General features: G+C 68.1%; 21 protein-coding genes and 2 pseudogenes. 17 read left to right on the top strand and 6 right to left on the bottom strand.

The window, feature by feature from the left end:
* The first annotated feature begins 851 nt into the window (after positions 1 to 851).
* From WMK75_RS13440 to WMK75_RS13415, 6 genes and pseudogenes are all read left to right on the top strand, one after another.
* Complete coding sequence (locus WMK75_RS13440; RefSeq protein ID WP_347268165.1) at positions 852 to 1,370, top strand: winged helix-turn-helix transcriptional regulator; 519 nt, start codon at positions 852 to 854, stop codon at positions 1,368 to 1,370.
* Between the two features lie 45 nt (positions 1,371 to 1,415).
* Positions 1,416 to 2,081 carry an aminopeptidase P family N-terminal domain-containing protein gene (locus WMK75_RS13435; RefSeq protein WP_347268164.1) on the top strand — a complete coding sequence of 222 codons (666 nt, stop codon included), beginning with the start codon at positions 1,416 to 1,418 and terminating at the stop codon, positions 2,079 to 2,081.
* Positions 2,082 to 2,096: 15 nt separating this feature from the next.
* A complete protein-coding gene (locus WMK75_RS13430; RefSeq protein WP_347268163.1) occupies positions 2,097 to 2,513 on the top strand; it encodes a M24 family metallopeptidase in 417 nt (138 codons plus the stop codon).
* A complete protein-coding gene (locus tag WMK75_RS13425) occupies positions 2,510 to 2,647 on the top strand; it encodes a hypothetical protein (protein ID WP_347268162.1) in 138 nt (45 codons plus the stop codon). Before WMK75_RS13430 ends, WMK75_RS13425 begins: the two co-directional genes overlap by 4 nt.
* A gap of 33 nt (positions 2,648 to 2,680) precedes the next feature.
* Positions 2,681 to 3,115, top strand: a pseudogene (locus tag WMK75_RS13420) (hydantoinase/oxoprolinase N-terminal domain-containing protein); the annotation flags it as partial.
* A gap of 54 nt (positions 3,116 to 3,169) precedes the next feature.
* Positions 3,170 to 3,455, top strand: a pseudogene (locus WMK75_RS13415) (transposase); the annotation flags it as partial.
* Between the two features lie 52 nt (positions 3,456 to 3,507).
* Here the strand turns inward: WMK75_RS13415 and WMK75_RS13410 are convergent.
* Positions 3,508 to 4,272, bottom strand: coding sequence for an ISAs1 family transposase (locus tag WMK75_RS13410; protein WP_347268161.1), 765 nt, complete (start codon positions 4,270 to 4,272; stop codon positions 3,508 to 3,510).
* 141 nt (positions 4,273 to 4,413) lie between these two features.
* Between WMK75_RS13410 and WMK75_RS13405 the strand changes: the two genes are divergently transcribed.
* Complete coding sequence (locus WMK75_RS13405; protein WP_347268160.1) at positions 4,414 to 4,830, top strand: hypothetical protein; 417 nt, start codon at positions 4,414 to 4,416, stop codon at positions 4,828 to 4,830.
* Complete coding sequence (locus WMK75_RS13400) at positions 4,830 to 6,074, top strand: hypothetical protein (protein ID WP_347268159.1); 1,245 nt, start codon at positions 4,830 to 4,832, stop codon at positions 6,072 to 6,074. Before WMK75_RS13405 ends, WMK75_RS13400 begins: the two co-directional genes overlap by 1 nt.
* Before the next feature lie 6 nt (positions 6,075 to 6,080).
* Here the strand turns inward: WMK75_RS13400 and WMK75_RS13395 are convergent, their stop codons facing one another.
* On the bottom strand, positions 6,081 to 10,193 hold the full coding sequence (locus tag WMK75_RS13395) for a peptidoglycan-binding domain-containing protein (RefSeq protein WP_347268158.1): 4,113 nt from the start codon (positions 10,191 to 10,193) through the stop codon (positions 6,081 to 6,083).
* A gap of 63 nt (positions 10,194 to 10,256) precedes the next feature.
* Here WMK75_RS13395 and WMK75_RS13390 point away from each other — a divergent pair, with 63 nt between their 5' ends.
* A complete protein-coding gene (locus tag WMK75_RS13390) occupies positions 10,257 to 10,505 on the top strand; it encodes a hypothetical protein (RefSeq protein ID WP_347268157.1) in 249 nt (82 codons plus the stop codon).
* 103 nt (positions 10,506 to 10,608) lie between these two features.
* On the opposite strand, the gene WMK75_RS13385 is transcribed toward WMK75_RS13390, so the two are convergent.
* Positions 10,609 to 11,853: an L-rhamnose isomerase gene (locus WMK75_RS13385; RefSeq protein WP_347268156.1), complete on the bottom strand. Its 1,245-nt coding sequence runs from the start codon at positions 11,851 to 11,853 to the stop codon at positions 10,609 to 10,611.
* A gap of 10 nt (positions 11,854 to 11,863) precedes the next feature.
* Entirely contained in the window at positions 11,864 to 13,963 is a 2,100-nt protein-coding gene (locus WMK75_RS13380; protein ID WP_347268155.1) for a bifunctional rhamnulose-1-phosphate aldolase/short-chain dehydrogenase, read from the bottom strand.
* A gap of 184 nt (positions 13,964 to 14,147) precedes the next feature.
* On the opposite strand from WMK75_RS13380, the gene WMK75_RS13375 reads away from it, so the two are divergent.
* The 8 genes from WMK75_RS13375 (at position 14,148) to WMK75_RS13340 (ending at position 22,538) form a co-directional block, all read left to right on the top strand.
* The gene (locus WMK75_RS13375; RefSeq protein ID WP_347268154.1) at positions 14,148 to 14,957 is read left to right on the top strand and encodes a DeoR/GlpR family DNA-binding transcription regulator; all 810 of its coding nucleotides are present in this window, start codon (positions 14,148 to 14,150) and stop codon (positions 14,955 to 14,957) included.
* A gap of 34 nt (positions 14,958 to 14,991) precedes the next feature.
* The gene (gene rhaS, locus WMK75_RS13370; protein WP_347268153.1) at positions 14,992 to 15,984 is read left to right on the top strand and encodes a rhamnose ABC transporter substrate-binding protein; all 993 of its coding nucleotides are present in this window, start codon (positions 14,992 to 14,994) and stop codon (positions 15,982 to 15,984) included.
* Between the two features lie 61 nt (positions 15,985 to 16,045).
* Positions 16,046 to 17,572: a sugar ABC transporter ATP-binding protein gene (locus WMK75_RS13365; RefSeq protein ID WP_347268152.1), complete on the top strand. Its 1,527-nt coding sequence runs from the start codon at positions 16,046 to 16,048 to the stop codon at positions 17,570 to 17,572.
* A complete protein-coding gene (locus tag WMK75_RS13360; protein ID WP_347268151.1) occupies positions 17,569 to 18,540 on the top strand; it encodes an ABC transporter permease in 972 nt (323 codons plus the stop codon). The genes WMK75_RS13365 and WMK75_RS13360 overlap by 4 nt, the downstream gene beginning before the upstream one ends.
* A complete protein-coding gene (locus WMK75_RS13355; protein WP_347268150.1) occupies positions 18,537 to 19,541 on the top strand; it encodes an ABC transporter permease in 1,005 nt (334 codons plus the stop codon). The genes WMK75_RS13360 and WMK75_RS13355 overlap by 4 nt, the downstream gene beginning before the upstream one ends.
* Complete coding sequence (locus WMK75_RS13350) at positions 19,541 to 19,855, top strand: L-rhamnose mutarotase (RefSeq protein ID WP_347268166.1); 315 nt, start codon at positions 19,541 to 19,543, stop codon at positions 19,853 to 19,855. The genes WMK75_RS13355 and WMK75_RS13350 overlap by 1 nt, the downstream gene beginning before the upstream one ends.
* Positions 19,852 to 21,234: an FGGY-family carbohydrate kinase gene (locus WMK75_RS13345; protein ID WP_347268149.1), complete on the top strand. Its 1,383-nt coding sequence runs from the start codon at positions 19,852 to 19,854 to the stop codon at positions 21,232 to 21,234. Before WMK75_RS13350 ends, WMK75_RS13345 begins: the two co-directional genes overlap by 4 nt.
* A gap of 56 nt (positions 21,235 to 21,290) precedes the next feature.
* Complete coding sequence (locus WMK75_RS13340) at positions 21,291 to 22,538, top strand: glycosyltransferase (protein WP_347268148.1); 1,248 nt, start codon at positions 21,291 to 21,293, stop codon at positions 22,536 to 22,538.
* Between the two features lie 21 nt (positions 22,539 to 22,559).
* Here the strand turns inward: WMK75_RS13340 and WMK75_RS13335 are convergent, their stop codons facing one another.
* On the bottom strand, positions 22,560 to 23,756 hold the full coding sequence (locus WMK75_RS13335) for a M20/M25/M40 family metallo-hydrolase (RefSeq protein WP_347268147.1): 1,197 nt from the start codon (positions 23,754 to 23,756) through the stop codon (positions 22,560 to 22,562).
* A 220-nt stretch (positions 23,757 to 23,976) separates the two neighbouring features.
* Positions 23,977 to 24,291 carry a hypothetical protein gene (locus tag WMK75_RS13330; RefSeq protein WP_347268146.1) on the bottom strand — a complete coding sequence of 105 codons (315 nt, stop codon included), beginning with the start codon at positions 24,289 to 24,291 and terminating at the stop codon, positions 23,977 to 23,979.
* Positions 24,292 to 24,500 lie beyond the last annotated feature (209 nt).

The following is a 24,500-nucleotide window of genomic DNA, read 5'->3' as shown; positions in this document are numbered from 1 at the left end:
TCTCCGTAGGGTCCGTGGTTGAAGCGTCGAAACTCCGCCTCGACCATACACCTCGATGGCCAACAGGGATCACACCGGCAGCGCCGGTGAAATTACACCACGCCCGTGGACGCCACCCGGCCAGCCGCCTTCGCAAGCACTGGGAGGTCACTGTTCGAATAATCTGGATTATGTGTGCAAACCTGCCTGCGCTGGCCTTGCCGTCGTGCATGGCCCCTCCGGAAACGGCGTGTCGGGGCCGGCCCGAGCGAGACGTCGTGATGCGCCTCATGGCCGCGGCGTCTGGCGGGTGGAATGACGCCCGCCGGGCATGCGGTCTTGCGGGCGGGTTCCGTCAGGCAGGCGATTCGCTGGCCGATCTGCCGGCCCTGTCGAGCGCGTACTGGGCGTTCGGTCGGCAGGGCATGAAGGGTGCCGCACGCGCAGAGCCGTCATTGCCCATAGGGCCGCCCTGCCCGCTGCGGGCTTTGGCCGCAAGCGCATGAATTTGCCGGGGGTTCCCCTGCGATCGGAGCCGGTTTGCGCGGGTCGGGAAACACAGTCCGGGGTCAACATGGACAGACGACCAGCCGCTGCCCACAGGGCAGACAAACGACTAGAATGAAAACTATTGGCTGATCGTGTGTTCGGCGACATTCCATTTCTACAAGCAATTGATCATGTCGGCGCACGATCAGATGGACGTACGATCAGTCTTGGGAGGAAAGGCGGACGCAATGCCCGGCCGTCCGGGGCCGCCCCGGTGCGAAGGCTGAGGAAGGAGGCGGTTGTTGCCCTTGGGGCGGATGCAAGCTTTGTGAGGGAGGGGGGTTACCCCGGGAAACGGAACGCCTGTACGGGAATCGAAATCCATGAACACCTCCGCAAACCTTGACGAACTCAGCCTGCAGGTGCTGGCGCTGCTCCAGGCGGACGGACGCATCTCGATCCGCGAGATGAGCAAGCGGCTGGGCGTGTCACCGACCACGGTGGGCGCGCGCTACAACCAGCTACTGGAAGACGGCGTGGTGCAGGTGGTGGCGGCGCCCGACCCGCGCAAGCTGGGCCTCGACTTTCACGCCCTGGTCTCGGCGCGGCTCAGCCCCGGCAACCTCGATGCCGCGGTGGCGCTGCTCGAGGCGCGGCCCGAGGTGACCTGGATCGGCCTGACCCTGACCGACCACGCCATCCTGTTCGAGATCGTCGCCCGCAACGCCAGGACCTTCGGCGAGCACAAGGACGCGCTGTTCGCCGAACTGCCGGGCTTCATCAGCGCCGAGGTCAGCGTGATCTGGGACGTGCGCAAACTGCGCTACTCGATGCTGCCCATCGACATGAACGGCCATTCGCCCGCGGGCAGACGGGCGGGGACGAATACCGACGACCCATGACATGGCGCGCGAGAGGCGCACCAGGAGGAGGAGAAGAAATTGGACATGATGACGCAAAAGCCGATGGACCTGGTCGGCATCCTCAAGCGGGATCCGCTACCCAAGGAACTGGCCTTTCCGCCGGCCGAATACCAGCGGCGGCTTCGGGCGACACGGGAGCAGATGCGGGCGCGCGTCATCGATCACCTGATCATCAGCATGACGCCGAACCTGGGCTATCTGACCGGCTATGACACCACCATGCCCAGTGGCTACACGATCGGCATCCTGGTCCAGAGCGGCAATGTGCGGCTGCACGCATCCGAACTCGAGGCGCCTTGCGCGCTGCTGTTCTCGACCATCGAGGACATCGAGGTGTTCCACTGGTACGATGCCGACGACACCTCGACGCAGATGGCGGGCATCCTGCGCGACCTCGGCGCGGACGGCAAGCGCATCGGCATCGAGATGGACAACCCCGAGACCTTCGCCAGTGGCGCACTGGACACCCGCAGCTATCGCCGGTTGCAGGAACTGCTGCCCAGGGCCGAATTCGTCGACGCCACGCATCTGGTCCTCGACGTGCGCACGGTGAAGTCGCCGGCCGAGTTCGACAAGATGCGGCAGGCCGCGGAATGGACGCTGCAGGAGCTTCTGGCCTCGATCGACGCCTGCGCCAAGGGCCGCACCGACAACGAGGTGGTGGCCGAGGGCTATTACTCCATGGTCTAGGCCGGGTCGGAACTGATGTCGATCGATCCGATGTGCGTGGTCGGGCCGCGCACCGCCTACATGCCGCATATCACCTATCGCCGCCACAAGCTGAACCGCGGCGACACCGTCTATCTGGAATATACCGGCACATTCGAGCGCTACAACGCGCCGGCCATGCGCAGCGCGGTGATCGGCACGCCCTCGGACGGGGTGCGCCGGCTGTCGGATGCCGCACTCGAGACGCTGGATCTGCTCTTTGCCAACATCCGGGCCGGGCGCACCGGCGACGACGTGGCCCGCGCCGCCCGCAAGGCGCTGGACAAGGCCCCAAGGGCACCTTCTTTCACGGCGGCTTCGGCTATTCCATCGGCATGGGCCACCAGCCGACCTGGACCGAGGCGGCGCATTACATCGCCCTCGGCTCGCAGACGCTGCTGCAGCCGGGCATGACCTTCCACCTGCCGATCTGCACCTGGGTCCCGGCGGAGAAATACGGCGTGGGCTTTTCCGAAAGCATCCTCGTGACCGAAACCGGCTGCGAGATCCTCGGGCCGGGGCACCGGCGCGAACTGGCCGTGCGCTAGCACGAACCCCCCGATCATTACAGGAGTTGACGCATGCGTCGCATTGCCATCGATACCGGCGGCACATTCACTGACTGTGTCCTTTATGACGGGCACGACACGGTGTTGGCCGTCGCCAAGGTTCCCTCGCAGCCGAAATCGCCCGACCGCGCGATCGCCGACGGCATCAGCCGGCTGCTGAAGATGACCGGCCTCGGGCCGGCCGACATCGACCAGGTCGCCCACGGCACTACCATCGCCACCAATGCCGTCATCCAGGGCCGCTTTGCCCGCGACGGCATGATCACCACCCAGGGCTGCCGCGACACGCTCGAGATCGGCACCCAGATCCGCACCGCACCCTACAATCTGCGCACCGAACCCAAGCGGCCGCCGATCCCGCGCGACCTGCGCATCGAGGTGCCGGGCCGGCTCTCGGCCATGGGCGAGGAGATCCCTCCCCTGGACGAGGAAGCGGTGCGCCGCGCCGTGCTCGCGCTCAGGGACAAGGGCGCCGAGTCGGTCGCGGTGGCCGGGCTGTTCAGCTTGCCCCGCGAGCACTGGGCCCAGATCGCCTCCACGAATCCGCTGGAGCGCGTGAGCCGCGAGATCAAGCGCCGCGCCGATGTCATCGGCCCTCGGGCGCTCTCTCGGACCGATGGCGTTCGCGCCCTCGAGCCCCAATGACGCGGCCATCATCCGACTGGTCGGGGCGCTGATGCTGGAGACCAATGACGAATGGGCGCTGGCGCGGCGCTAAATGAGCCTTGAAACTCTCGCCCGCGTCACCGACAATCCAAACGTCAGGTTGCCCGCCGTGGCGACCTGAGCAAGCCCTGACCTCTCCAAGGGTCGGCGATCCTACACCACGCCGCGGGGCACTATCTGCCGAATGCCTTGAGCCCGGGAAATTCATGATGCGCCGCCAGACCCCTGGCGGGAACGACCAGGGCCCTGCGGATCTCCTTGCGGCCATGACCGCTGTCTTCGGTGACCGCGACGGGGTGGCCCTGCCTGACCTTGCCGAGACACGCCCTGGCATCCGACAGGAGCGCGTCCTGGTGCGCCTTCAGCGCCAGGCACGAGTCGCCGCCGCCCGCGTTGATCGCCGCGACCGTGCGCCGGTTGCAATGCAGCGCATCGCCGGTGACCACCTTGCCCTTCAGCGCGATCAGCCCGAGGGCCTCGAGCGCGGCGTCCAGTTCCGTGCCGTTGTCGGCCGCACAGTTGGCCAGCGTCAGGCGCAGGCGCGCGGCATAGGCCGACACCATCATCCGTGTCCGTGCGCTTTCGGACCTGCCCCGCGCACCCCGCAAGGCCTTGCCGTCGATGGCAATCACGTCCCCCTCGCGCAGCAACGCCGCCACCTCGGCCAGCACCTTGCCGAAGGCCGCGTCGAGCGCCTTGGGGTCGAGCATGCGAAACACCGTGGAGAAGGTGTCGTGCGACGGGATCGCATGCTTCAGGTTAAGGAAACCCCTGAAAAGACTTTCCTTTGCTCGACCGAACGTGGCCATTCCGGCGCAGGTTGTCGCTCCGCACAGTACCGCGACGAAGGCGATGACGAGCAACTCGCCGAGGTCATGGCGCGCGTTGTCCGCTCGCGGGTCGGGGATGTCATCGAAGGCGGAGAGGAAGATCTGCATGGCGGCCGGGATTCAGGGACTGAGTCAGCCGTCAAGAATCCATCCTGCCCTCCGGCGCAAGACGCCCTGCTCAGGCCCTCAAAGCCAAATGCGATTCCCCTGACCCCCGGCCATCGCTATTACATCGACGAATACCTGCTGATGATCCGCGACGCCTTCGACGCCCCCGCCGTCAAGGTCGAAAAGCGCATCATCCGGCTGGCCAATTTCCTCGCCATGGATGTCCGGCGCGACCCGGGGCAGGATAGCATCGACAGCATGTCGGACACGCTGGCACGCCAAGTTACGGCGGCGGGGCTGATCCGGACCATGGCGGTGGTGGCGCGCCAGCCGCTGCCGATACGGCGCCTGCTGCATGTCTTGCTGGTCGAGATCGTGGCGGCCCATGACCTTGCGAGCCACCGCAACATGCGCGACAGCCTTGATGCCTTCATCGCGGCGCAGATCGGCGACCCGGCGATCCGCGCCGCCCTTGCCGCGCAGCTGCCGTCGCAGATCGCCACGGCGCGGGCGCGCTGGACCCGGCCCAGACCGAAGTGCTGGACTGGGTGGCCCTGATGCACGAGACCGCGCGCCGGCTGGAACGGCATCTGCAGGACCGGGCGGTGCATTTCGGCTTTCGCTCGGCGATGGCGGACCAGCCGGTGGCGCGCGACTGCGCCACGCGGCGGGACGCGATCATGGCGCTGCTGCGCTGGCTGCAGGCCGAATCGGCCTTTCGCGCCGAGGACCGGCTGGAGGTGATGCTGGCAATCACCGGCGGCCTTGCGGCGGCGCTGCATGCCGATCACGCCCGCGGCCGCCTGCCCGCCAGCCTGGTCCGGCGCATCGTCGCCGAGATGGACCCGGTCGGCACGGTCGAGATCAAGGTCTTCTGCTTTCCCTGGCGCGACCGCCGCATCCTGCCCGCCGAGGTGATGGCGGCGCTGATCCGGCTGCTGCCGGACGAATATGCGGCGAAAAGGCGCCTGCCCTTCAGCTTTGTCCACCATCCCGGGCAGGTGGACGTGCTGTGGAACCAGCCGGTGACCATGGGCGAGTTCAGCTATGCGCCGCTGGTGGCGCGGATCTCGGTGGTGACCCAGGGCTGGCCGCTTTTGTCGCATGTCTCGGGCCTGCCGGTGCTGTCGCTGCCCGACCTGGTGCGCGAATATTTCACCCGCGCCAGCGAGGGCGTGGACAATCTGGCGGCGCGGCGGCTGCGCGACAGCGCCGGGCTGCTGCCATTGATGCTGACCTATTTCGAGGCGAACGACGCCATCGACCCCGACGGGCCGCGCCCTGCCCCCGCCATCGGCATCGACATCGAGGCGGTGATCGCGCAGATCGAGGCCAGCGCCTCGGCCGCGACCTCGGCGCTGCGGGCCGAGGCGCTGCGCCAGATCGCGCCGCGCGGGCCGATCGAGGCGCGCGTCCTGGCGGCGCTGATCGCGGCCTGCACCACGCTCAGGACGCCGGCGCATCGCGCGGGGGTGCTGAAGGCGCTGCTCGATCACGACGACCTGGTGCTTTCGGCCTATCTGCTGCTGCTGCCGGCCGTGGCCGCGGTGGGCGAAAGCGGCGAGCTGGCGCAGCTGCTGCTGTCTGCCGCCGGCAGCGCGCCGCTGGCCGGGGGCGGGCTGGACGCCCTGCTGCGCGCCACCGAGGGTATCGAGCGCCCGGCGCCGCTGGCCGCGGTGCTGATGCGGCTTGCCCGCCGCGACCTGGCGGCGGCAGACCGGGACCGCATTGCCGCAATTGCCCGGGCGCGGATCGGCAACCGCAAGACCCTGCAGGAGGTTCTCGCCGCGCTTGCCCCCTAGCCCGGGTCAGAAATCGACCTTCGGTCGCGCCGCCTCGGGCAGGGGGGCGGCGCCGGCAAGGCTGCGGTCCACCAGCCACAGCTTCAGCGCGAGGCGCTCGCCCAGCTGCATGGCGACAGCCGCGACCACCGGGCGGCAATCCGCCGGATCGGGACCCTGGCCGGCATTGACCGTGACCGGCCAGCTGAGGTCGCGCAGGAAGAACGGCCCGGCCATGGCGGCGATCCCGGTCCTGGCCTGCGGCGTCTCGGGCGCCATCTGCGGCCGCTGTGCGCCATCGGCATTGGCAAAGATCGCGCCGCCGCCGCAGACCCCGGCCGGGTCCCGGCCCGGCGCCATGTCGCTCCAGGACCACATGTTGGCGCCGTATTCCACCGGTTTCGGGCCGTATTTCTCGAGCAGGCTGGCGTGGATGCCCTCGATCGAGACCTGCAGCGGGTCGAATTCCAGCCAGCGCATGATCGCCAGAACGGTCTTGCCCTCGGGGTCGTGGACGGCCAGCAGGGCCTCTTGCGTCGCGGGGTCCTGAAAGCCGGTGGCATGGCCGAAGAGGCCACGGCCCGGGGTGGTGGTGCGATAGGCGACCGCCTGCGGCAGATGCGCGCGCGCCGCCTGTTCAAAGGCGTCCAGCGTCATGCCCGGCGCCATGCCCAGCACGTCGCGCGCCCGCACCATGGCCGCCTCGGCCAGGTCCTGCGCCGTCATCCGCGGCAGGGCAAGGCGCGCGCCGCCGGCACTGGCATCGGCAAAGCCCTGCGCCGCCTCGACCTCGGCACCCAGCAGCAGGACAGCGCGCAGCCCGGCGAGAGCCCCGGCCAGATCCGCGGCCGCGGCAAGGCGCCGCTCGGTCAGCCGCAGTTCATAGCTGGCGGCGCTGGCGATCTGGCCGTCGCCGCGCGGCAGGTCGGGCTGCGCCGGCACATGCAGGACAAGGCCGACGCGCGCCGCATCCGCCGGCAGCAGCGCCGCCTCGGCCCCGGACGACGGGAACTGGCAATGCGCCGGCAGGTCCGTGTGCTCGGCGCGGGTCCAGTCGCGGTCCCGCGCCGTGATCGGGCGCTCGGCCGCCAGCTGCAGTTCGGGCGGCGGCGCATCGGCGGCCGCACCCAGCAGCGCCGGCGCATTGTCGCGGATGAGCTCCGGGCTGTCAGGCCCCGCGGCGGCCACCAGGCCCGGGCAGCCGGTCAGCGGATGCAGCGCACCCAGCGGCAGCAGCACGCGTTCGGGCAGCATGGCGAGACGCGCCTTGGTCCATTGCCGGAAGGGCGGCAGCAATTCCTCAAGCGCCGCGGCATCCAGCGGGCGCTCGGGGTCGGCCAGGAACCGGCCCCAGTCCAGCCGCATCGCCGCATCCCCGGCCTGGGCGCGTTCCTTCAGCAGCCGCGCCACCAGCATGCGCCGATAGCCGCCCTCGTCGTAAAGCCCGGGCTGCAGCGCCAGCGCCAGCAGATCGATGCCTTCATCGTCCAGAAGCAGGGCCGAGGGGGCGCCGGTCGGGCGCGCCGGATCGGCCGCCAGCAGCGGGGGCGGCGCAGGTTTTTCTTCGGCCGGCGGCGCGGGGGCGGGCTGCACCGGCGCGGCGGCCTGCACCGGCGCGGCGGGTTCGACGGGCGGCGTCTTGGCGGCCGGCGGGGCGGCGGGCTGGGGCGGCGGCAGTGTCACCCGCAGCCCGGTGGGGACAAGCCTGCGCCTGTCATCCTCGGTGACAAAGATCGCCTCCTCGGGCGGGCCGACCAGCAGTTTTGCAAAGCCGTCTGCGGTATCGGCGCCCCTGACCGCGACCTTGACGACGGCCAGCAGGTCGCCGTTGCTGTCACGCTGGGCCGAGATGTCCACCGCCTGATTGTCCGGCACGGTCAGCACGGCATAATCCTCGCGTCGTTGTGGCTGGACATTGGGCGGCTGGACCACGCTTTGATCATCGACATAGGGCACCGGCATGAAGGTCATGTCCCTGATCGGAAAGCCGTTCAGCGCCGGGTCATAGGATTCGGTGCTGATCCGCACGGCAAGCCAGTAGCTGTCCCGCGCCAGTTCCGGCAGCTTGCGGCGAAACTCGGCTGCGGCGGCTTCGCGGCGCGCGACCGGGGTCCGCTTCAGCTCCTCGCTGTCCAGAAGCCCCTGTGCCAGGGCCTCGGGTTGGCGCAGGGCCACGGCGGCCAGCAGCGACATGGCGCTGGTCTGATAGACCTCATCGGGCAGTTCGTCCTTAGCCGGCTCCGCCCCGGCCCGCAGCCCGGGCGCCACCGGCAGGTCGCGGATACGGCTTTTCGCCGTCGGATCGGCAAAAAGCGCGATGCTTTCGACATCGAGGACCGCGGCGGAAGCGAAGGTGTGCGGATCCACCTCCACACCCCTGATCGGACCCGGCATCCCCGGCCGCGCCTTCATGCGCAGCAGGGAATAATCCACGATCAGATAGATCTGCTGGTTGCCCGGACCGCCAAGCCCCGCCAGATAGGTCAGCAGCTTTTGCGCATCCCCCTCATCGATGGCCAGAAAGGCGGGCACAGAAGAAATGTCCTTGCCAAGCTGCAGCATCTCTTGCAGCCCGTCCGACAGCGGGCCCGATCCAGGTCCGGAAAAGTGCAGCGGAAAGCCTCCGGCGTCGAAGTCATACTCCCTCAACTGGGTCGGAACGACGGCGCGCAGGGCCAGCGGCAGCTGCGGGCTGCGGCTGGCGACCCGCCGGCGAAGCTCGGCCTCATGTTGTTTCAGGGCGCTGCGGAAGGCCAGCGTCTGGATGCTCCGATCACCCGCGCCGTAATCGTCCACGCTGGTCGGAAACAGTTCCAGCCGCTCGCGCTCGCTCAGCAGCGTGACGGCGACCGATTGCGCCAGTTCCAGATCCAGCTGGCGTTCGGGTCCTTTGTCGATCGCAGCGGCCAGTTGCAGCGCCAGGGCGAGCTTCTGCAGCGGCGAGGAATAGTTGAAATCGCCCTTGGCGCCGGCCAGCAGCGCCCTTGGCCCCCGGTCATCATCCGCGGGGCGGCCGCGCGCCCGGTCGTCAGGGCTGAGGATCCGCCCGTCCTGAATGGCGACACCGTAAATCGCCGCGACCTGTTCGGCGGTCTTCGGGCGGTCGACCTGGGGCGCCGGCGCCAGTGTGCCGCCTTCCCAGACATGCAGCACGCGATCGGGAACGGGAGGGTCGGCCCGCAGGCCGACGGGACGGTCGCGCAAAAGCAGCGTGGCGCGGCGGATCGTCACCTGCGCCGCGCCGATGGTGCTGTCATTGAAATCGGGGGATGCGGTCTGGTTGGAAAGCTCGATCTCGACGCGCAGCAGCGGGCTGATGCTGTTATCCGCCGGATAGGCCCAGGCGGCGCGGGAATCGGCCGGCGGCGACAGAAGAAAGGGCGGGACGCTGCGCAGCGCCAGATGCCGCTTTTCATCGGCGCCGCGCAGCTTGATTTCGGACAGAATCGGGATGCCGTCGGCCTGGCGGAAACTGCCCGAATCGAATGCGGGGATCGAATGCGTCAGCCTTTGCGCCGGCCCGGGCTCAAGCGGCTTCAGCGGCTCGCTGCCGACCGGCAGTTCGATGATCGCCCGGCCCGGCGGCTGCCCGCCATGGCGCAGGAGCGCGGCCTCGACCAACGATTTCAATTGCTCGGGCGTGGTTTCGGGAGGCGGGTAGCCGCCATCGGGCATGATCGGCATCTGGCGATAGCTGTTGGCCAGGTGGGGCGCCCAGACCTGGTCCGGATGCTGGGCCAGCGCCCAGAACAGGAAGGCGGTGTAAAGCCGGTCGTTGCCCTCGATCGCCTCGGCGGCCGGGGCGGTGGCCGGATCCGTGCCCGCGGGCCAGGCATCCGCGCCGGATTCGGGGAAAAGCTCGACCGCGGCATTGCCCGCCGCGCCGGCCACAGCCTCACCCGCGGCCGGGGCACTGTTCCAGCCGGCGACCGGCGCCTCGGGTGGTGGTGGCGGGGCGGCCTCGATCAGGTTGCGCGCCTGGCCCGGTTGCAGATAGCCGGTTGCCGGCGCCCCCAGCGCCGCCTGCCAGCCGGCGATCGCCTGCCGGCTGCCGCCGCCGAGGATGCCGTCGATGCTGCCGCTGTAATACCCGGCCTCGGCCAGGGCGCGCTGCACCGCCTTGCGTTCGGCCAGGGACATGCGGGGCTGGCTGGGCTGCGGTGCTGCGGGCCGGGCCTGCTGTCGCTGCTGCTGTCGTCGCAATTGCCGCTGATACTGCTGCTGTTGCTGATACTGCTGCTGCTGCATCTGTTGCTGTTGCTGCTGGCGCGCCTGTTCGCCGACAATGGCACCAAAAATGCCGCCGAAGATGCGGGCGGCATCGTCGGCATGGGCACTTGCCGGAACGGACAGCGCCAGACAGATCTGCGCCGCCAGCAGGCGGCCGAAACCAGTGCGCATGACGAAACCCCGTGGCTGGGCTGCGATCAAGCCTGCGTGAGTCGTCCGTGATCCGTCAAGCTGCCGAAATCGGCAGGCCCGTGCCAAACCGCTGAAATATGCCGACAAGCCGGCGCATCGGGCAGGACGGCGCGCGCCCTGCCCGGCCGGCCCGCTAACCGCGACCGGCGACCCGGGCCTGATAGGTGCCCAGATCGGCGATCAGCCTCAGACCGTGGGGCACGTCCTGTCGGGCGCAGAACTCGGCCCAGACGGCAGCAAAGGGCAGGTCCTTCAGTTCCTCGGTGCAGACGAACCGCTGGGTGAAATCAAGCCCGTCCTCCATACGCTTCAGCCGTTCGGCGGGCAGAAGCAGCGCATGCAAGAGCGCCTTTTGCATGTTTCGGACCCCGATCACCCAGGCGGTGGTGCGGCTGATGGTGGCATCGAAGAAATCCAGTCCGATGCGGCTGCGCGGCAAAAGCCCGGCAAAGACCAGTTCCTGCGCCACGGCCAGAATGTCGTCGTTCAGCAAGATGACATGGTCGCTGTCCCAGCGCATCGGCCGCGAGACATGCAGCAGCATGTCCGGCACGGCAAGCGCCACCGCCGAAAGCTTGTCGGCGACGCTTTCCGTCGGGTGGAAATGCCCCATGTCCAGACATAGCGCGATCTGCCTTTGCACGGCATAGCCGAGGTAGAATTCATGGCTGCCGACGGTGCAGGCCTCGACGCCGATACCGAAGAGCTTGGATTCCACCGCGTCCAGCAGATGTTCGCGCGGATGCTCGGGCGCCAGCATGGCGTCCAGCGACTGCCGCAGGCGCTGGCGCGCCGACATGCGGTCCACCGGCACGTCCTTGTAGCCGTCGGGCACCCAGATATTGTTCACCGCCGCGCTGCCCAGTTCCGCCCCGATCTGCGCCGCGATCTCACGCGAGCGGCGCCCGTGCTCGATCCAGAAATCGCGGATGCCGCGGTCGGGATGCGACAGCGTCAGATTGTCGTCGGCCTTCGCATGGGCAAAGAAGGTCGGGTTGAAGTCCAGCCCCAGCCCGCGATCCCGCGCCCAGTCCACCCAGGGGGCAAAGTGGCGGTATTCGATGGCGTCGCGATCAGGGCTTTCGGCGCTGTCCAGATAGCAGGCATGCAGGTTCAGCCGGTGCTTGCCGGGGATCAGCGAAAAGGCGAAATCGAGGTCGGCGCGCAGCTCATCGGGCGTGCGGGCGCGGCCGGGATGGTTGCCGGTGGCCTGGATGCCGCCGCCCGAGGTGCCGGACGCGCGCTCAAAGCCGCGCACATCGTCTCCCTGCCAGCAATGCACCGAGATCGCGATCTGCGTCAGCGCTTCCAGCGCGGCTTCGACATCGACGCCCCATTCGGCGAAAGCCTCGCGCGCGAGGTCATAGGATCCTGTCATGGCCGCCCCCTTAGCGCGTGAACGCCTGCACATTGCCCGCATCGACATTCAGGATATTGCCGGTCGATTTCGCCGACAGGTCGGCGGCAAAGAAATAGACGCCCTCGGCAATGTCCTCGGGCAGGACCGGGCGCTTCAGCATCGAGCGCTGGCGATACATCTCCTCAAGCCCCTCCTTGTCGGTCCTGTAGGTCGAGGCGCGCTGGTCCAGCCATTCCCCCGACCAGATGCGCGAGCCGCGCAGCACCGCGTCGGGATTGACCACATTGACCCGGATCCCGGCCTCGGCCCCTTCCAGCGCCAGACAGCGTGCCAGATGGATCTCGGCGGCCTTGGCGGTGCAATAGGCGCTGGCATTGGGGCTGGCGGCCAGCCCGTTCTTGGAAGCGACAAAGATCACCGAACCGCCGGTGCCCTGCTGGCGCAGCATGCGAAACGCCTCGCGCGAGACGAGGAAATAGCCGGTGGACAGAATGTCCATATTGCGGTTCCACAGCTCCAGCGTGGTGTCCTCGACCGGGGCCGAGGAGGCAATGCCCGCGTTCGACACCAGAATGTCGATGCCGCCGAATGCCAGCGCCGCGGCGGCATAGGCAGCCGCCACCTGCGATTCCTCGGTCACGTTCATCCGGACCGCGCGCACAGCGTCGTGGCCAAAGGTTTTCGCCATGCCCGCCGCGACCGCATCTGCCGCCGCGCCGTCGATATCGGCCAGAACCACGCAGGCGCCCTCGCGCAACAGGCGTTCGGCCGTGGCCGCGCCGATGCCGCCGGCGCCGCCGGTGACCAGCGCCACCCGCCCGGCCAGCGCCTTGGGCCGCGGCATGCGCTGCAGCTTCGCCTCCTCAAGCAGCCAGTATTCGATATCGAACGCCTCCTGCTCGGGCAGGCCCTGATAGGTCGAGACCGAGGATGCCCCGCGCATCACGTTGATGGCATTGACATAGAACTCGCCCGAGATCCGCGCCGTCGCCTTGTCCAGCGCAAAGGTGATCATGCCGACGCCGGGCACCAGCCAGACCACCGCATTCGGATCGCGCAGTGCCGGGCTGTCGGGGCGCTTGCAGCGGTCGTAATAGGCGGCGTAATCCTGACGGTAAGCCTCGGCTGCTGCCGGCAGGCTGGCGAGGGTCTTGTCCAGATCGGGGTTGGCAGGGTCGAAATCGACCAGCAGCGGCCGGATCTTGGTGCGCAGGAAATGGTCCGGGCAGGAGGTGCCCAAGGGCGCCAGATCCTCCAGCATCTGTGATCCCAAAAACTCGAGCACTGCCGGCTGGTCGTCGAAATGCCCGACCTTGTGGCGATCCTGGGACACCAGTCCGCGGATCACCGGCATCAGCCGCGCCGCCAGCGACCGGCGCTCGGCCTCGGGCAGGGTGGGGCGTGCCGGCCCGCCAAAGGTCGGCTTGCCCGCGCCCCGTGCGGCCAGCCAGCCGGAGGCCTTGTTGATGATTTCCAGCGTGGTCAGGTAGCAGTCCTTGGCATCATCCGCCCAGGTGAACAGCCCGTGGCTTTCCAGCACCGCGCCGCGCATCTGCGGGTTGTCGAGTGCCAGTTTCTCCAGCCACAGACCCAGTTCATAGCCGGGCTTTTTCCAGGGCAGCCAGCCGATCTGGTCGCCAAAGACCTGCGCCGTCAGCTCGCGCGAATTGACCGAAGCCGCGATGGCGATGATTGCGTCGGAATGGACGTGATCGACGTGTTTCCTTGGCACATAGGCGTGCAGCGGCGTGTCGATGCTGGCGGCGCGCGGGTTCAGCGCAAAGGTGCAATGCGGCAGGTAGCCGACCATCTCGTCTTCATGCGCGACGCCGCGATACTTGCCCTTCAGCGCCCTGAGCCGGTCCATGTAAAGCGTCGAGAACCCGTCCAGCCCCATCGAGCCGATATCGCCGCCCGAGCCCTTGACCCAGAGGACCTCGACCGCCTCACCGGTCAGCGGGTCGGTTTCCATGACCTTGGCCGAGGTATTGCCGCCGCCGTAATTGGTCACCCGCTTGTCCGAGCCCAGCAGATTCGAGCGGTAAAGCAGCTTTTCCGACTCGTTCATCGCGGCGGCTTTGGCGTCGTCCCACAGGTTTTCAAGCCGATTGCTGGCGATCTTGTCCATCTTGCCCTCCCTGGCGGCAGCCGGGTGCTGCGCCTCTGGCGGTCAGGAAAGGGCAAGGCACCGCTCATTGTCAATCATTTTCTGTCACTGTCGATCATTACTACCGGCGTTATGCAAGCGCAGCGATTGATTTTGATTGACAATGATCGAAACCGATGGAATTTTTGCTGAATAGGAGGACGGGATGCACGAATCTGAACGCCACAGGATCATTCTGTCCGCCGTGCAGGAGCGCCCGGTGGTGACCGTGCCCGACCTTTGCGCCCTGACCGGCGTTTCCGAGGCGACGGTACGGCGCGACATCGCCACCCTGCATCTGCAGAAGAAACTGCGCCGGGTGCGCGGCGGCGCCGAGGCCATCGCGCCCCCCAGCTTTGTCGGCATCAACGCCCGGCCCTTTGCCGTGCAGGAAACCATCCACGCCGCAGAAAAGCGCGCCATCGCCAAGGCCGCCGTGGCGCTGTGCGAGGATGGCGATGCGATCATCATCAATGGCGGCACCACCACCTTCCAGATGGTGCATCCGCTGACCGCCAAGCGGCTGCAGGTATTTACAAACAGCTTCCCGATCGCCGAACACCTGCTGAAGCACTCCAGGAACACCGTGCTGCTGCCGGCAGGCGCAATCTATCGCGAACAAAACATCATCCTGTCGCCCTTTGACGAGGACGGCAGCCGGCATTTCTATGCCCGGCGCATGTTCATGGGCTGCCGTGGCATCGGCCCGCTCGGGCTGATGGAGGGCGACCCGCTGCTGGTGCAGGCCGAACAGAAGCTGATCGGGCAGGCCGATGAGCTGATCGTGCTGGCCGACAGTTCGAAATTCGCCAACCGCTCGAGCCTGCTGCTCTGCCCGCTCGCGCGCATCCACACCGTCGTCACCGACGAGGGCATCGACGACCGCGCCGCCGCCATGCTGGAGGCCGCCGAGGTGCGGCTGGTCGTGGCCGAACTCGCGGCACCCGAAAGAAAGCCAGGCGCCCGGGAGGAATAGGGGGCGCAAGGAATAACTGCTCTGGGAGGAAAACATGAGCATTCTGAAGAAGGCCCTGACCACCGCCGCGCTGGCCACCGTTCTGATGGCCGGCGCCGCCCATGCCGAGCCCAAGCGCATCGCGCTGGTGGTCAAGGCCCTTGGCATCGGTTTCTTCGAGGCCGCCAACAAGGGCGCACAGGAGGCCGCCAAGGAGTTGGGCGATGTCGAGGTCATCTATACCGGCCCGACCGACACCACCGCCGAAGCCCAGATCGAGGTCATCAACGCCCTGATCGCGCAAAAGGTCGATGCCATCGCGGTCTCCGCCAATGACACCGATGCGCTGGTCCCGGCGCTGAAAAAGGCCATGCAGCGCGGCATCACCGTCGTCAGCTGGGATTCCGGCGTCGCCCCCGAAGGGCGGCAGATGCACCTGAACCCGTCCTCGAACGCGCTGATCGGCAATACGATCATCAAGCTCGCCGCCGACCACCTGCCCGAGGGGGGCGATGTCGCGGTGCTCTCGGCCACCACCACCTCGACCAACCAGAACATCTGGATCGAGGAGATGAAGAAGGTCCTGCCCAACTATCCCGGCATCAATGTCGTGGCCACGGTCTATGGCGACGACCTGGCCGACAAGTCCTATCGCGAGACGCAGGGCCTGTTGCAAAGCCACCCGGACCTCAAGGCGATCATCGCGCCGACCAGCGTCGGCATCGTCGCCGCGGCGCAGGCGGTGACCGACGCCGGCAAGATCGGCCAGGTGAACGTGACCGGCCTTGGCCTGCCCTCGGAAATGGCCGGGCATGTGAAATCCGGCGCCTCGAAAAGCTTCGCGATCTGGAACCCGATCGATCTGGGCTATTCCGCGACGATGATCGCCTATCATCTGGCGAATGGCGACGCCAAGGCCGAGCCGGGCGCCGAAATCCCCATGGGCCGCATGGGCAAGGTCAAGCTGGACGACAAGAACGAGGGCGCCATGGCCGAACCCTTCACCTATGACGCCTCGAACATCGACCAATTCGCCGCGGTGTTCTGATGCCCGCCGGGCCCGGCGCGTCCGGGCCCGCCCCCTTTCCCTTCAGGTGCGATGAAGACCCATGCAGGTTGAACCCCCGACTGCTGCGGGCGGCCCCGTGCTGTCCTTGCGCGGCATCTCCAAAAGCTTTCCCGGCGTACGCGCCCTGAACGGGGTGAAGCTGGATCTTTTCCCCGGTCAGGTCACCGCCCTGATCGGCGAGAATGGCGCCGGAAAATCCACCATCGTCAAGATCCTGACCGGCATCTATCAGCCCGACGCGGGCGAGATCCTGATCCGCGGCCAACAGGTGCATTTCCCGACCGCGCAGGCGGCGGGCGCGGCCGGCGTCACCGCCATCCATCAGGAAACCGTGCTCTTCGACGAACTGACCGTGGCCGAGAACATCTTTATCGGCCATGCCCCGCGCACGCGCCTTGGCCTGATCGACACCGCTGCCATGGAGCGCGAGGCGCGGCGACTGCTGGCATCTATCGGCGCCGATCTGGAGCCGCGGGTGCGGCTGCGCGATCTGGGCATCGCCTCGAAACATCTGGTGGCGATCGCGCGGGCGCTGTCCATTGACGCGCAGGTGGTGATCATGGACGAGCCCACCGCCGCGCTGTCGCACAAGGAAATCCACGAGCTTTACGAACTGGTCGACAAGCTCAAGGCGCAGGGCAAGGCGATCCTGTTCATCAGCCACAAGTTCGACGAGATATTCCGCATCGCCGGCCGCTGGACGGTATTCCGCGACGGGCAATTCGTCGGCGAGGGGGAGATGTCCGAGGTGACCGAGGCCCGTCTGGTGCAGCTGATGGTCGGGCGCGAGGTCGAGCAGATCTATCCCAAGCGCCCGGCCAAGATCGGTGCGCCGGTGCTGACCGTCGCCGGCTACAGCCACCCGACCGAATTCGACAGCATTGATTTCACCCTGCACCGGGGCGAGATTCTGGGCTTTTACGGCCTTGTCGGTGCCGGCCGGTCCGAGGTGATGCAGGCGCTTTGCGGCGTCACCCGCCCCTCGCGCGGGGCCTGCCGCATTGACGGACAGGTGCGGGTGATCCGCTCGACTGCGCAGGCGATCAGCGCGGGCATCGTCTATGTCCCCGAGGATCGCGGCCGGCAGGGCGCGGTCAAGGGCCTGCCGATATTCCAGAACGTCACCCTGCCGTCGCTGGCGCGCACCAGCCGCCACGGGTTCCTGCGTCTGGCCGAGGAATTCGCGCTGGCGCGGGAATATACGCAGCGGCTCGATCTGCGCGCCGCCAGCCTCGATCAGGACGTGGGGCTTTTGTCGGGCGGCAACCAGCAGAAGGTGGTGATCGCGAAATGGCTGGCCACCCGGCCGCGCGTCATCATTTTGGACGAGCCGACCAAGGGCATCGACATCGGCTCCAAGGCCGCCGTGCATGACTTCATGTCGGAACTGGCGGCGCAGGGCCTGTCGGTGATCATGGTCAGCTCTGAGATCCCCGAGGTGCTGGGCATGTCCGACCGCGTGATCGTCATGCGCGAGGGCCGCATCGCCGCCGAATTCACCGGCGCGGAGATGACGCCCGAGAACCTTGTCCGCGCCGCCGCCGGCATCGAAGGAGAGGCCGCATGAACCCGCTGAAATCCCGCGAGGCCATCCTCGCGCTGGTCATCCTGGTCCTGCTGGCCGCGGTCGCCAGCCGCTTTCCGGGTTTCGTGCGGCCTGGAAACCTGGCCAAGGTGCTGACCGACACCGCGCCGCTGATCATCCTGGCGCTGGGTCAGATGGCGGTGATCCTGACAAAATGCATCGACCTGTCCATTGCCGCGACGCTGGCACTGTGCGGCATGGTGGCGGGGCTTTTGAACATGGCCGGGGTGCCCTTGCCGCTGATCCTGCTGGCGGTGACCGGGCTTGGGGCCGCGCTTGGAGCGCTGAACGGGCTGCTGGTCTGGAAGCTCGACATTCCCTCGATCGTGGTGACGCTCGGGACGATGACCATCTATCGCGGCGCGATCTTTCTGCTGACCGACGGCAAATGGATCAACGCCCATCAGATGAGCGCGGGCTTCAAGGCCTTTCCGCGCATGGTGTTTCTGGGCCTGCCGATGATGACCTGGATCATGTTGGCCATCGTTCTGGGCGCGGCGGTGCTGCTGACGCGCACGGCGCTGGGGCGGGCCTTTTACGCGGTGGGCGGCAATCCCCATGCGGCGGTCTATACCGGCATTTCGGTCGGGCGCACGCAGTTCTGGGCATTTCTGCTGTCAGGCGCGCTGGCCGGGCTGACCGGCTATCTGTGGGTGGCGCGCTATGCGGTCGCCTATGTCGACATCGCCGCCGGGTTCGAACTCGACGTGGTGGCGGCATGTGTCATCGGCGGCGTGGCCATCGCGGGTGGCGCGGGTTCGGTCGCGGGCGCGGTCATGGGGGCGCTGTTTCTGGGCATCGTCAAGAACGCCCTGCCGGTCATCGGCATCTCGCCCTTCTGGCAAATGGCGATCTCGGGCAGCGCCATCCTGATCGCCATTGCCTTCAACGCCAGCCGGAGCGGCGCCAAGGGCCGCATCATCCTCAGACAAGCGGAGCACCGGGCATGAGCATCGTAACCGACATCCCCGTCCCCCCGGCGCGGCAGATCCCCGACCGGCTGTCCCCGCGCTGGAAACGTGCGCTGAAAAGCTGGGAGGCGCTGCTGCTGGTCGTGGCCGCCGCGATCTTTCTTGCCAACTCGCTGGCCTCGCCCTGGTTTCTGGACCCCTGGAACCTGTCGGATGCCAGCTACAACTTCACCGAAAAGGCGCTGATCGCCTGCGCCATGGTGCTGGTGATCATTGCCGGAGACATCGACCTGTCGGTGGCCGCGATCATCGCGCTGGCCTCAACGGTGATGGGGCTGGCGATGGCGGCCGGGGCGGGCACGCCGGTTCTGGTGGCGCTTGGTCTTGGCACCGGCCTCATCTGCGGGGCTTTCAACGGGCTGCTGGTCGCCGGGCTGGGCCTGCCCTCGATCGTGGTCACCATCGGCAGCATGAGCCTGTTTCGCGGCATCAGCTACATCGTGCTGGGCGACGGCGCCTTCACCGGCTACCCGGAGAGCTTCGCCTATTTCGGGCAGGGCTATGTCCTTTGGGTAATCACCTTCGAACTGGCGCTGTTTGCGGTCATGGCGGTGATCTTCGCCGTCCTGCTGCACGCGACCAGCTTTGGCCGCGCGGTCTATGCCATCGGCAACAATGCCACCGCCGCGCGCTTTTCCGGCATCCGCGTGGACCGCATCCGCTTTGTCCTGTTCCTGCTGACCGGGCTGATGAGCGGCATCGCCGCCGTCTGCCTGACCTCGCGCCTTGGCTCGACCCGGCCCTCGATCGCCACCGGGTTCGAGCTCGAGGTGGTGACCATGGTGGTCCTCGGCGGGGTCTCGATCCTCGGCGGGTCTGGGACCATCGCCGGCGTGGTGATCGCGGCGCTGGTCATGGGGCTGGTGACCTTTGGCCTTGGGCTTTTGAACGTGCCGGGCATCGTCATGTCCATCATCATCGGCGCGCTCTTGATCGGGGTGATCGCCCTGCCGCGGCTGTGGAGGATGGTCCGGAGATGATGCAGAAATACGCCTTTCGCATGATGCTGAACCCCGGCTGTGCCGAGGAATACCGCCGCCGGCATGACGCCATCTGGCCGGAACTGGTCGAGCTGCTGCAGGCGGCCGGGGTGCGGGATTATTCGATCCATCTCGACCCCGAGACGAACGCCCTGTTCGGGGTGCTGTGGCGGCCTGACGACCACGCCATGGACGACCTGCCCGCCCATCCGGTGATGCAGCGCTGGTGGGCGCATATGGCCGATCTGATGGCCACGCATCCCGGCAACGAACCCGTCGTCGTGCCGCTGCTGCCGATGTTTCACCTGCCATGACGCCGCGCCACATCGCCGTCATCGACATCGGCAAGACCAACGCGAAACTGGCGCTGGTCGAGGCTGCGACCTTGGGCGAACTGGCCGTCGTCACCCGCCCGAACCTTGTGCTGCCCGGCCCGCCCTGGCCGCATTTCGACCTTGACGGGCATTGGCGGTTCTTTCTGCACCATCTCGCCGCGTTCCAGGCCAGCCACGGCGTCGACGCGATCTCGGTCACCACGCATGGCGCGGCGGCGGTGCTGCTGGACGCGCGGGGCGATCTGGCGGCGCCGATGCTGGATTATGAACACGACGGCCCCGACGCGCTGGCGGCGGAATATGACGCCATCCGCCCGGATTTCGCCCAGACCGGCGCGCCGCGCCTGCCCAAGGGGCTGAACCTTGGCGCGCAGATCTTCTGGCAGTTCCGCATCATGCCCGATCTGGCCGCCCGCGTCGCGCATGTCCTGACCTATCCGCAATATTGGGGCTGGCGCCTGACCGGAGAAATGGCCTGCGATGTCACTTCGCTCGGCTGCCACAGCGACCTGTGGGACCCTTGGCGGGGGCAATTTTCCGCTCTGGTCGGGCGGCTGGGGCTGCAGGGACGCATGGCCACCCCGCGCCGTCCGGCGCAAGCCCTGGGGCGGCTCATGCCGCAGATCGCCGCGGCGATCGGGCTTTCGCCGCAGACGCCGGTCAGCACCGGGATCCATGACAGCAACGCCTCGCTTTATCCGCATCTTGCGCGGCGCGGGGCATTCGCCGTGGTCTCGACAGGGACATGGGTGGTGGCCATGGCCATGGGCGGCGCGCGGCCGGCGCTGGATGCGGCGCGCGACACGCTGGTGAACGTGAACGCGCTTGGCGATCCCGTGCCCTCGGCCCGCTTCATGGGCGGGCGCGAGCATGAGATCATCCGTGCCGGCTCCGGCGCCCGCCCCGGGGCGCAGGACCGCGCCGCGGTGCTGGCCGCCGGGCTGATGCTGCTGCCGGCGGTGGCGCCCGGCTCGGGCCCCTTCCCCGGCCACCGCATGCGCTGGCAGGGCGAACCCGGGACCGAGGGGCAGCGGCTGGCGGCGTTGGCCTGGTATCTGGCGCTGATGACGGACACCGCGCTGGCGCTGGTCGGCGCGCGCGGTCCGGTGATCGTCGAGGGGCCCTTTGCGCGCAATGAAGATTATTTGCGGATGCTGTCGGCCCTGCGTCCCGAAGGGGTCGAGATCGCCGCCTCGGCCACCGGCACCTCGGCCGGGACAGCGCTCTTGTGTCTGCCACAGGCGCAGGCGCCCGCCACGCGCGCGGTCGCGGCACCCGCCGATGCCGCGGCGCTGGCCGGCTACGCCGCGGCATGGCGGCGGGCGGTTGCGGCGCAGGGGCCGGGTGAAAGTGATTGACCGGACCCGGGCAGACGCTCATATTTTTTCCCTGACAGGATCAGGGGGAGCAGCGCATGGGCGCGGTCGGCAACCTGCAGGCAGGCCCGCAAGACACCCCCGGTCCAGCGCCGGCCGCAGACCCGATCCGCCTGACCGTCGTGCAATATGGTGACTATGCCGAGGCCGTGGCGCGCTTCGCCGCCGGGGGCGAGGCGAATTACTATGCGCAGCGCTATACCGTCGATTTCGTCGCCGCGCTTGCCCGGCGCCCCGGCGTCGAGCGCATCACCGAGATCTGCTTTGCCGCCGACCTGCCCGCCAGCGTCACCCCCGCCGGCGTGCATTGCGTCGGGATCGCGCTTTACCCGCCGGCCGGCAAGGCGCGGTTTCAGGAACTGGTCGCGATGATCGCCGCCTCGCGCCCGACGCATCTGGTGGTCGCGGCGCCGATCCGGCCGGCGATCCGCTGGGCGCTGCGCCAGCGTCTGCCGGTGCTGCCGCTGTTTGCCGACAGCTTTCACGGCCGGGGGCTGCGCCAGCGCCTGCGCAACCTGCTGCTGGCGCGGCTGCTGAACCGCCCGGGGGTCGACCTGGTGGCGAACCACAATCTTGCGGCCGCGCTGGATCTGGCGCGCATCGGCGTGTCGCGCGACAAGATCCTGCCCTTCGACTGGCCCGAGATGGTCCTGCCCGAGGACTATCCGCCCAAGCCGGCGCCGGCACCGGACCGGCCGCTGCGCCTGATCTATGTCGGCCAGCTGAACGAGGCCAAGGGCGTCGGCGATGCGGTGCGGGCGCTGGCGATCCTGCGCCGGCAGGGATGCGACGCGCGGCTGACCCTGGTCGGCGCCGGCGATGCCGAGGCTTTTCGCGCGCTGGCCCGGGCCGAGGGGGTCGAGGCGCAGGTCACCCTGACCGGGCTTTTGCCGCACCGGCAGGTGCTGGCCGAGATGCGCGGCCATGACATCGTGCTGGTGCCGAGCCATCACGCCTATCCCGAAGGCCTGCCGATGACGCTTTACGAGGCGCTGTGCGTGCGCAGTCCGCTGGTGGTCTCGGACCACCCGATGTTCCGGCTGCGCATCCATGACGGCGTGCAGGCGCTTGTTCACCCCGAACGCGACCCCGGGGCCATGGCCGAGCGGATCCTGCGGCTGGCCTCGGATCCGGCCAGCTATGAGGCGTTTTCCCGCCGCGCCGCGGAATCGGTGACGGACTACCTGTGCCCGTTGAAATGGGACCGGCTGATCGAGGATTTCCTCGACCCGGCGCACCGGGAAGGGCTGCGCCGCTTCAGCCTGGCGCGGCACGCCTATCTTTAACGGCGTGCCGCGGCCACGCGTCTAGAGCGCCGCCAGTTCGATGGCCAGCCGGCAGCCCTGGGCATATTCCGGCAGGTGCACATATTCCTTGATCGTGTGGATCTCATACTGGCCGGCGCCGATGGTGACAGTGGGGACGCCGTGCCGGTCCAGCCAGTTCGCATCCAGCCCGCCGTTCGAGAACACGAAGCTGGGCTCAAGCCCGATCGCCGCCACCGCCCTGGCGGCATGGCGCACGGCGTCCGAATTCTGGTCCAGATTGAAGGGCGGATAGGATTTCGTGCTGCTGAAGGCGACTTTCGCGGTCTCGCCGTCGCTGTCGGCGACCTGGCCGCGCGCCGATTCGAAAGCCGCCTCGATGCCGGCGATGATCCGGGTGTTGAACGCCTCATCCGGGCTGCGCGCCTCGCCAACAAGTCGGGCGTAATCGGTGACGACATTGGTGGCGTCGCCCGCCGGCGTGCCGTCGCGGCCGCCGAAGATGCCGATATTGCTGGTGCCATGGCCTTCGGGCTTGACGATCTTGCCAAACCAGCCCGCGGCCCTGGTCTCGGCCAGGCCGATGGCGCCGACCAGCGTGGCCGAGATGCCCCTCTCGGGTGCCACCCCGGCATGCGAGGCCTTGCCGGTGATCTCCACTTCCCAGTTCGTCTGCCCGACGGCGCCGACGATCAGTTCCGAGGCCAGCCGGCCATCGACATTGAAACACATCACCGCGCCCGACAGGTCCTTGGGGTCCAGTTCGCGCGCGCCGTGCAAGCCGCTTTCCTCGCGCACGGTGAACAGCAGCGTCATCGGCGGATGCGGCAGGTCATGCTTGAGCAGCGTCGCCACCAGCGTCACCAGCAGCGCGCAGCCGGTGCGGTTGTCGCCCCCCAGCGCCGTGGTGCCGTCGCCGACGATGCGATCACCCTCGCGCCGGGGCTTGGCGCCGGCACATAGCGGCACGGTGTCGAGATGGGTCGAGAACAGCAGCCGCGGCCCCGGCCGGGTGCCGGGAAGATCGACGATCAGGTTCCCGGTCTGCGTGGGCAGGGGGATGCGGCTGGCGACATCGTCAAAGCGGATGGCGCTGGCCGGAACGCCAAGCGCGATCAGGTCGTCGCGGATGGCATGGGCGATGGCCTCTTCCTGACCGGTCACACCCTCGATCGCCAGGTAGCGCAGCAGATAGGCTTCGGCTGCGGCAACATCGAGGTGGCGGCTGGCATTGCTCATGTCTGACTCCTTTGTGCATGGGGACCGGCTGCGGCCGGGGCGTATTCCGATGCAGGTTGGAGGCGAAATCCGCCGCGATCAAGCGCCGATGCGTGTGCCATTCCGCATTCCCGACATCGTGAGAATCCAGAGGTTTCGCGTGACTTGCCCCCCGCGAGTGGCATGAAGAAGGGCCCGCCCCCGGGGGCGGGCCCTGAGCAGGCATGTCGGCCGGCCGGGATCAGCGGCGCGGCACGGTGAACAGGATCCAGCCCTCGCGGCGCGCGACCTCCTTGCCGCCGGTTTCGAAGGCGAAAAGCCGCGGGTCGGTGCCGGGCGGGCAGGCGACCAGATCGGCAGCGTCGCCCAGGAACTGGTTGGTGAAGGCGCTTTCGCCGGCGCGGCGGCACTGGTCGCCCTCGCTGCGGAAGCCGCCTCCGAACAGCGGCACATCGGCCGGCGGACGCGGGGGTGCCACGGTCGGCGGCGTGCTGTCGACGGTACAGGCGGCAAGCAGCAAGGCCGCGGGAACGGCAAGGACGGAAAGAAGACGCATCTGGGACCTTTCAGGGCAACAGGGAACTGGGCGGCGACGATGACAGCGCCGCCGTGCCCCGACTGTTTGCAGATGCCGCGCCCGCGTCAAGAGGCGTTCCGGTCGCATGCCTGCGGCGGGCCCGGGGACCCGCCGCACCGGTATTGTCTGCCGTCCCCGGCCCTTTCGGGCCGGGGGCTGGTCAGAGGGCGCCTTTTTGCGGGCGCATG

This window comes from Paracoccus sp. (in: a-proteobacteria) (assembly GCF_039808215.1).
In the GTDB taxonomy this organism is placed as follows: Bacteria; Pseudomonadota; Alphaproteobacteria; order Rhodobacterales; family Rhodobacteraceae; genus Paracoccus.
The sequence above is the reverse complement of the archived record's forward strand: the minus strand, read 5'-3'. Positions and strand labels throughout refer to the sequence as shown.

Bases quoted from the DNA above. Each gene is read 5' to 3' on its own strand.
- WMK75_RS13440 (WP_347268165.1), top strand. From the start codon at position 852: ATGAACACCTCCGCAAACCTTGACGAACTCAGCCTGCAGGTGCTGGCG.
- WMK75_RS13435 (WP_347268164.1), top strand. From the start codon at position 1,416: ATGATGACGCAAAAGCCGATGGACCTGGTCGGCATCCTCAAGCGGGAT.
- WMK75_RS13430 (WP_347268163.1), top strand. From the start codon at position 2,097: ATGTCGATCGATCCGATGTGCGTGGTCGGGCCGCGCACCGCCTACATG.
- WMK75_RS13425 (WP_347268162.1), top strand. From the start codon at position 2,510: ATGACCTTCCACCTGCCGATCTGCACCTGGGTCCCGGCGGAGAAATAC.
- WMK75_RS13410 (WP_347268161.1), bottom strand. From the start codon at position 4,272: ATGCAGATCTTCCTCTCCGCCTTCGATGACATCCCCGACCCGCGAGCG.
- WMK75_RS13405 (WP_347268160.1), top strand. From the start codon at position 4,414: ATGATCCGCGACGCCTTCGACGCCCCCGCCGTCAAGGTCGAAAAGCGC.
- WMK75_RS13400 (WP_347268159.1), top strand. From the start codon at position 4,830: ATGCACGAGACCGCGCGCCGGCTGGAACGGCATCTGCAGGACCGGGCG.
- WMK75_RS13395 (WP_347268158.1), bottom strand. From the start codon at position 10,193: ATGTCCCTGGCCGAACGCAAGGCGGTGCAGCGCGCCCTGGCCGAGGCC.
- WMK75_RS13385 (WP_347268156.1), bottom strand. From the start codon at position 11,853: ATGACAGGATCCTATGACCTCGCGCGCGAGGCTTTCGCCGAATGGGGC.
- WMK75_RS13380 (WP_347268155.1), bottom strand. From the start codon at position 13,963: ATGGACAAGATCGCCAGCAATCGGCTTGAAAACCTGTGGGACGACGCC.
- WMK75_RS13375 (WP_347268154.1), top strand. From the start codon at position 14,148: ATGCACGAATCTGAACGCCACAGGATCATTCTGTCCGCCGTGCAGGAG.
- rhaS (WP_347268153.1), top strand. From the start codon at position 14,992: ATGAGCATTCTGAAGAAGGCCCTGACCACCGCCGCGCTGGCCACCGTT.
- WMK75_RS13365 (WP_347268152.1), top strand. From the start codon at position 16,046: ATGCAGGTTGAACCCCCGACTGCTGCGGGCGGCCCCGTGCTGTCCTTG.
- WMK75_RS13360 (WP_347268151.1), top strand. From the start codon at position 17,569: ATGAACCCGCTGAAATCCCGCGAGGCCATCCTCGCGCTGGTCATCCTG.
- WMK75_RS13355 (WP_347268150.1), top strand. From the start codon at position 18,537: ATGAGCATCGTAACCGACATCCCCGTCCCCCCGGCGCGGCAGATCCCC.
- WMK75_RS13350 (WP_347268166.1), top strand. From the start codon at position 19,541: ATGCAGAAATACGCCTTTCGCATGATGCTGAACCCCGGCTGTGCCGAG.
- WMK75_RS13345 (WP_347268149.1), top strand. From the start codon at position 19,852: ATGACGCCGCGCCACATCGCCGTCATCGACATCGGCAAGACCAACGCG.
- WMK75_RS13340 (WP_347268148.1), top strand. From the start codon at position 21,291: ATGGGCGCGGTCGGCAACCTGCAGGCAGGCCCGCAAGACACCCCCGGT.
- WMK75_RS13335 (WP_347268147.1), bottom strand. From the start codon at position 23,756: ATGAGCAATGCCAGCCGCCACCTCGATGTTGCCGCAGCCGAAGCCTAT.
- WMK75_RS13330 (WP_347268146.1), bottom strand. From the start codon at position 24,291: ATGCGTCTTCTTTCCGTCCTTGCCGTTCCCGCGGCCTTGCTGCTTGCC.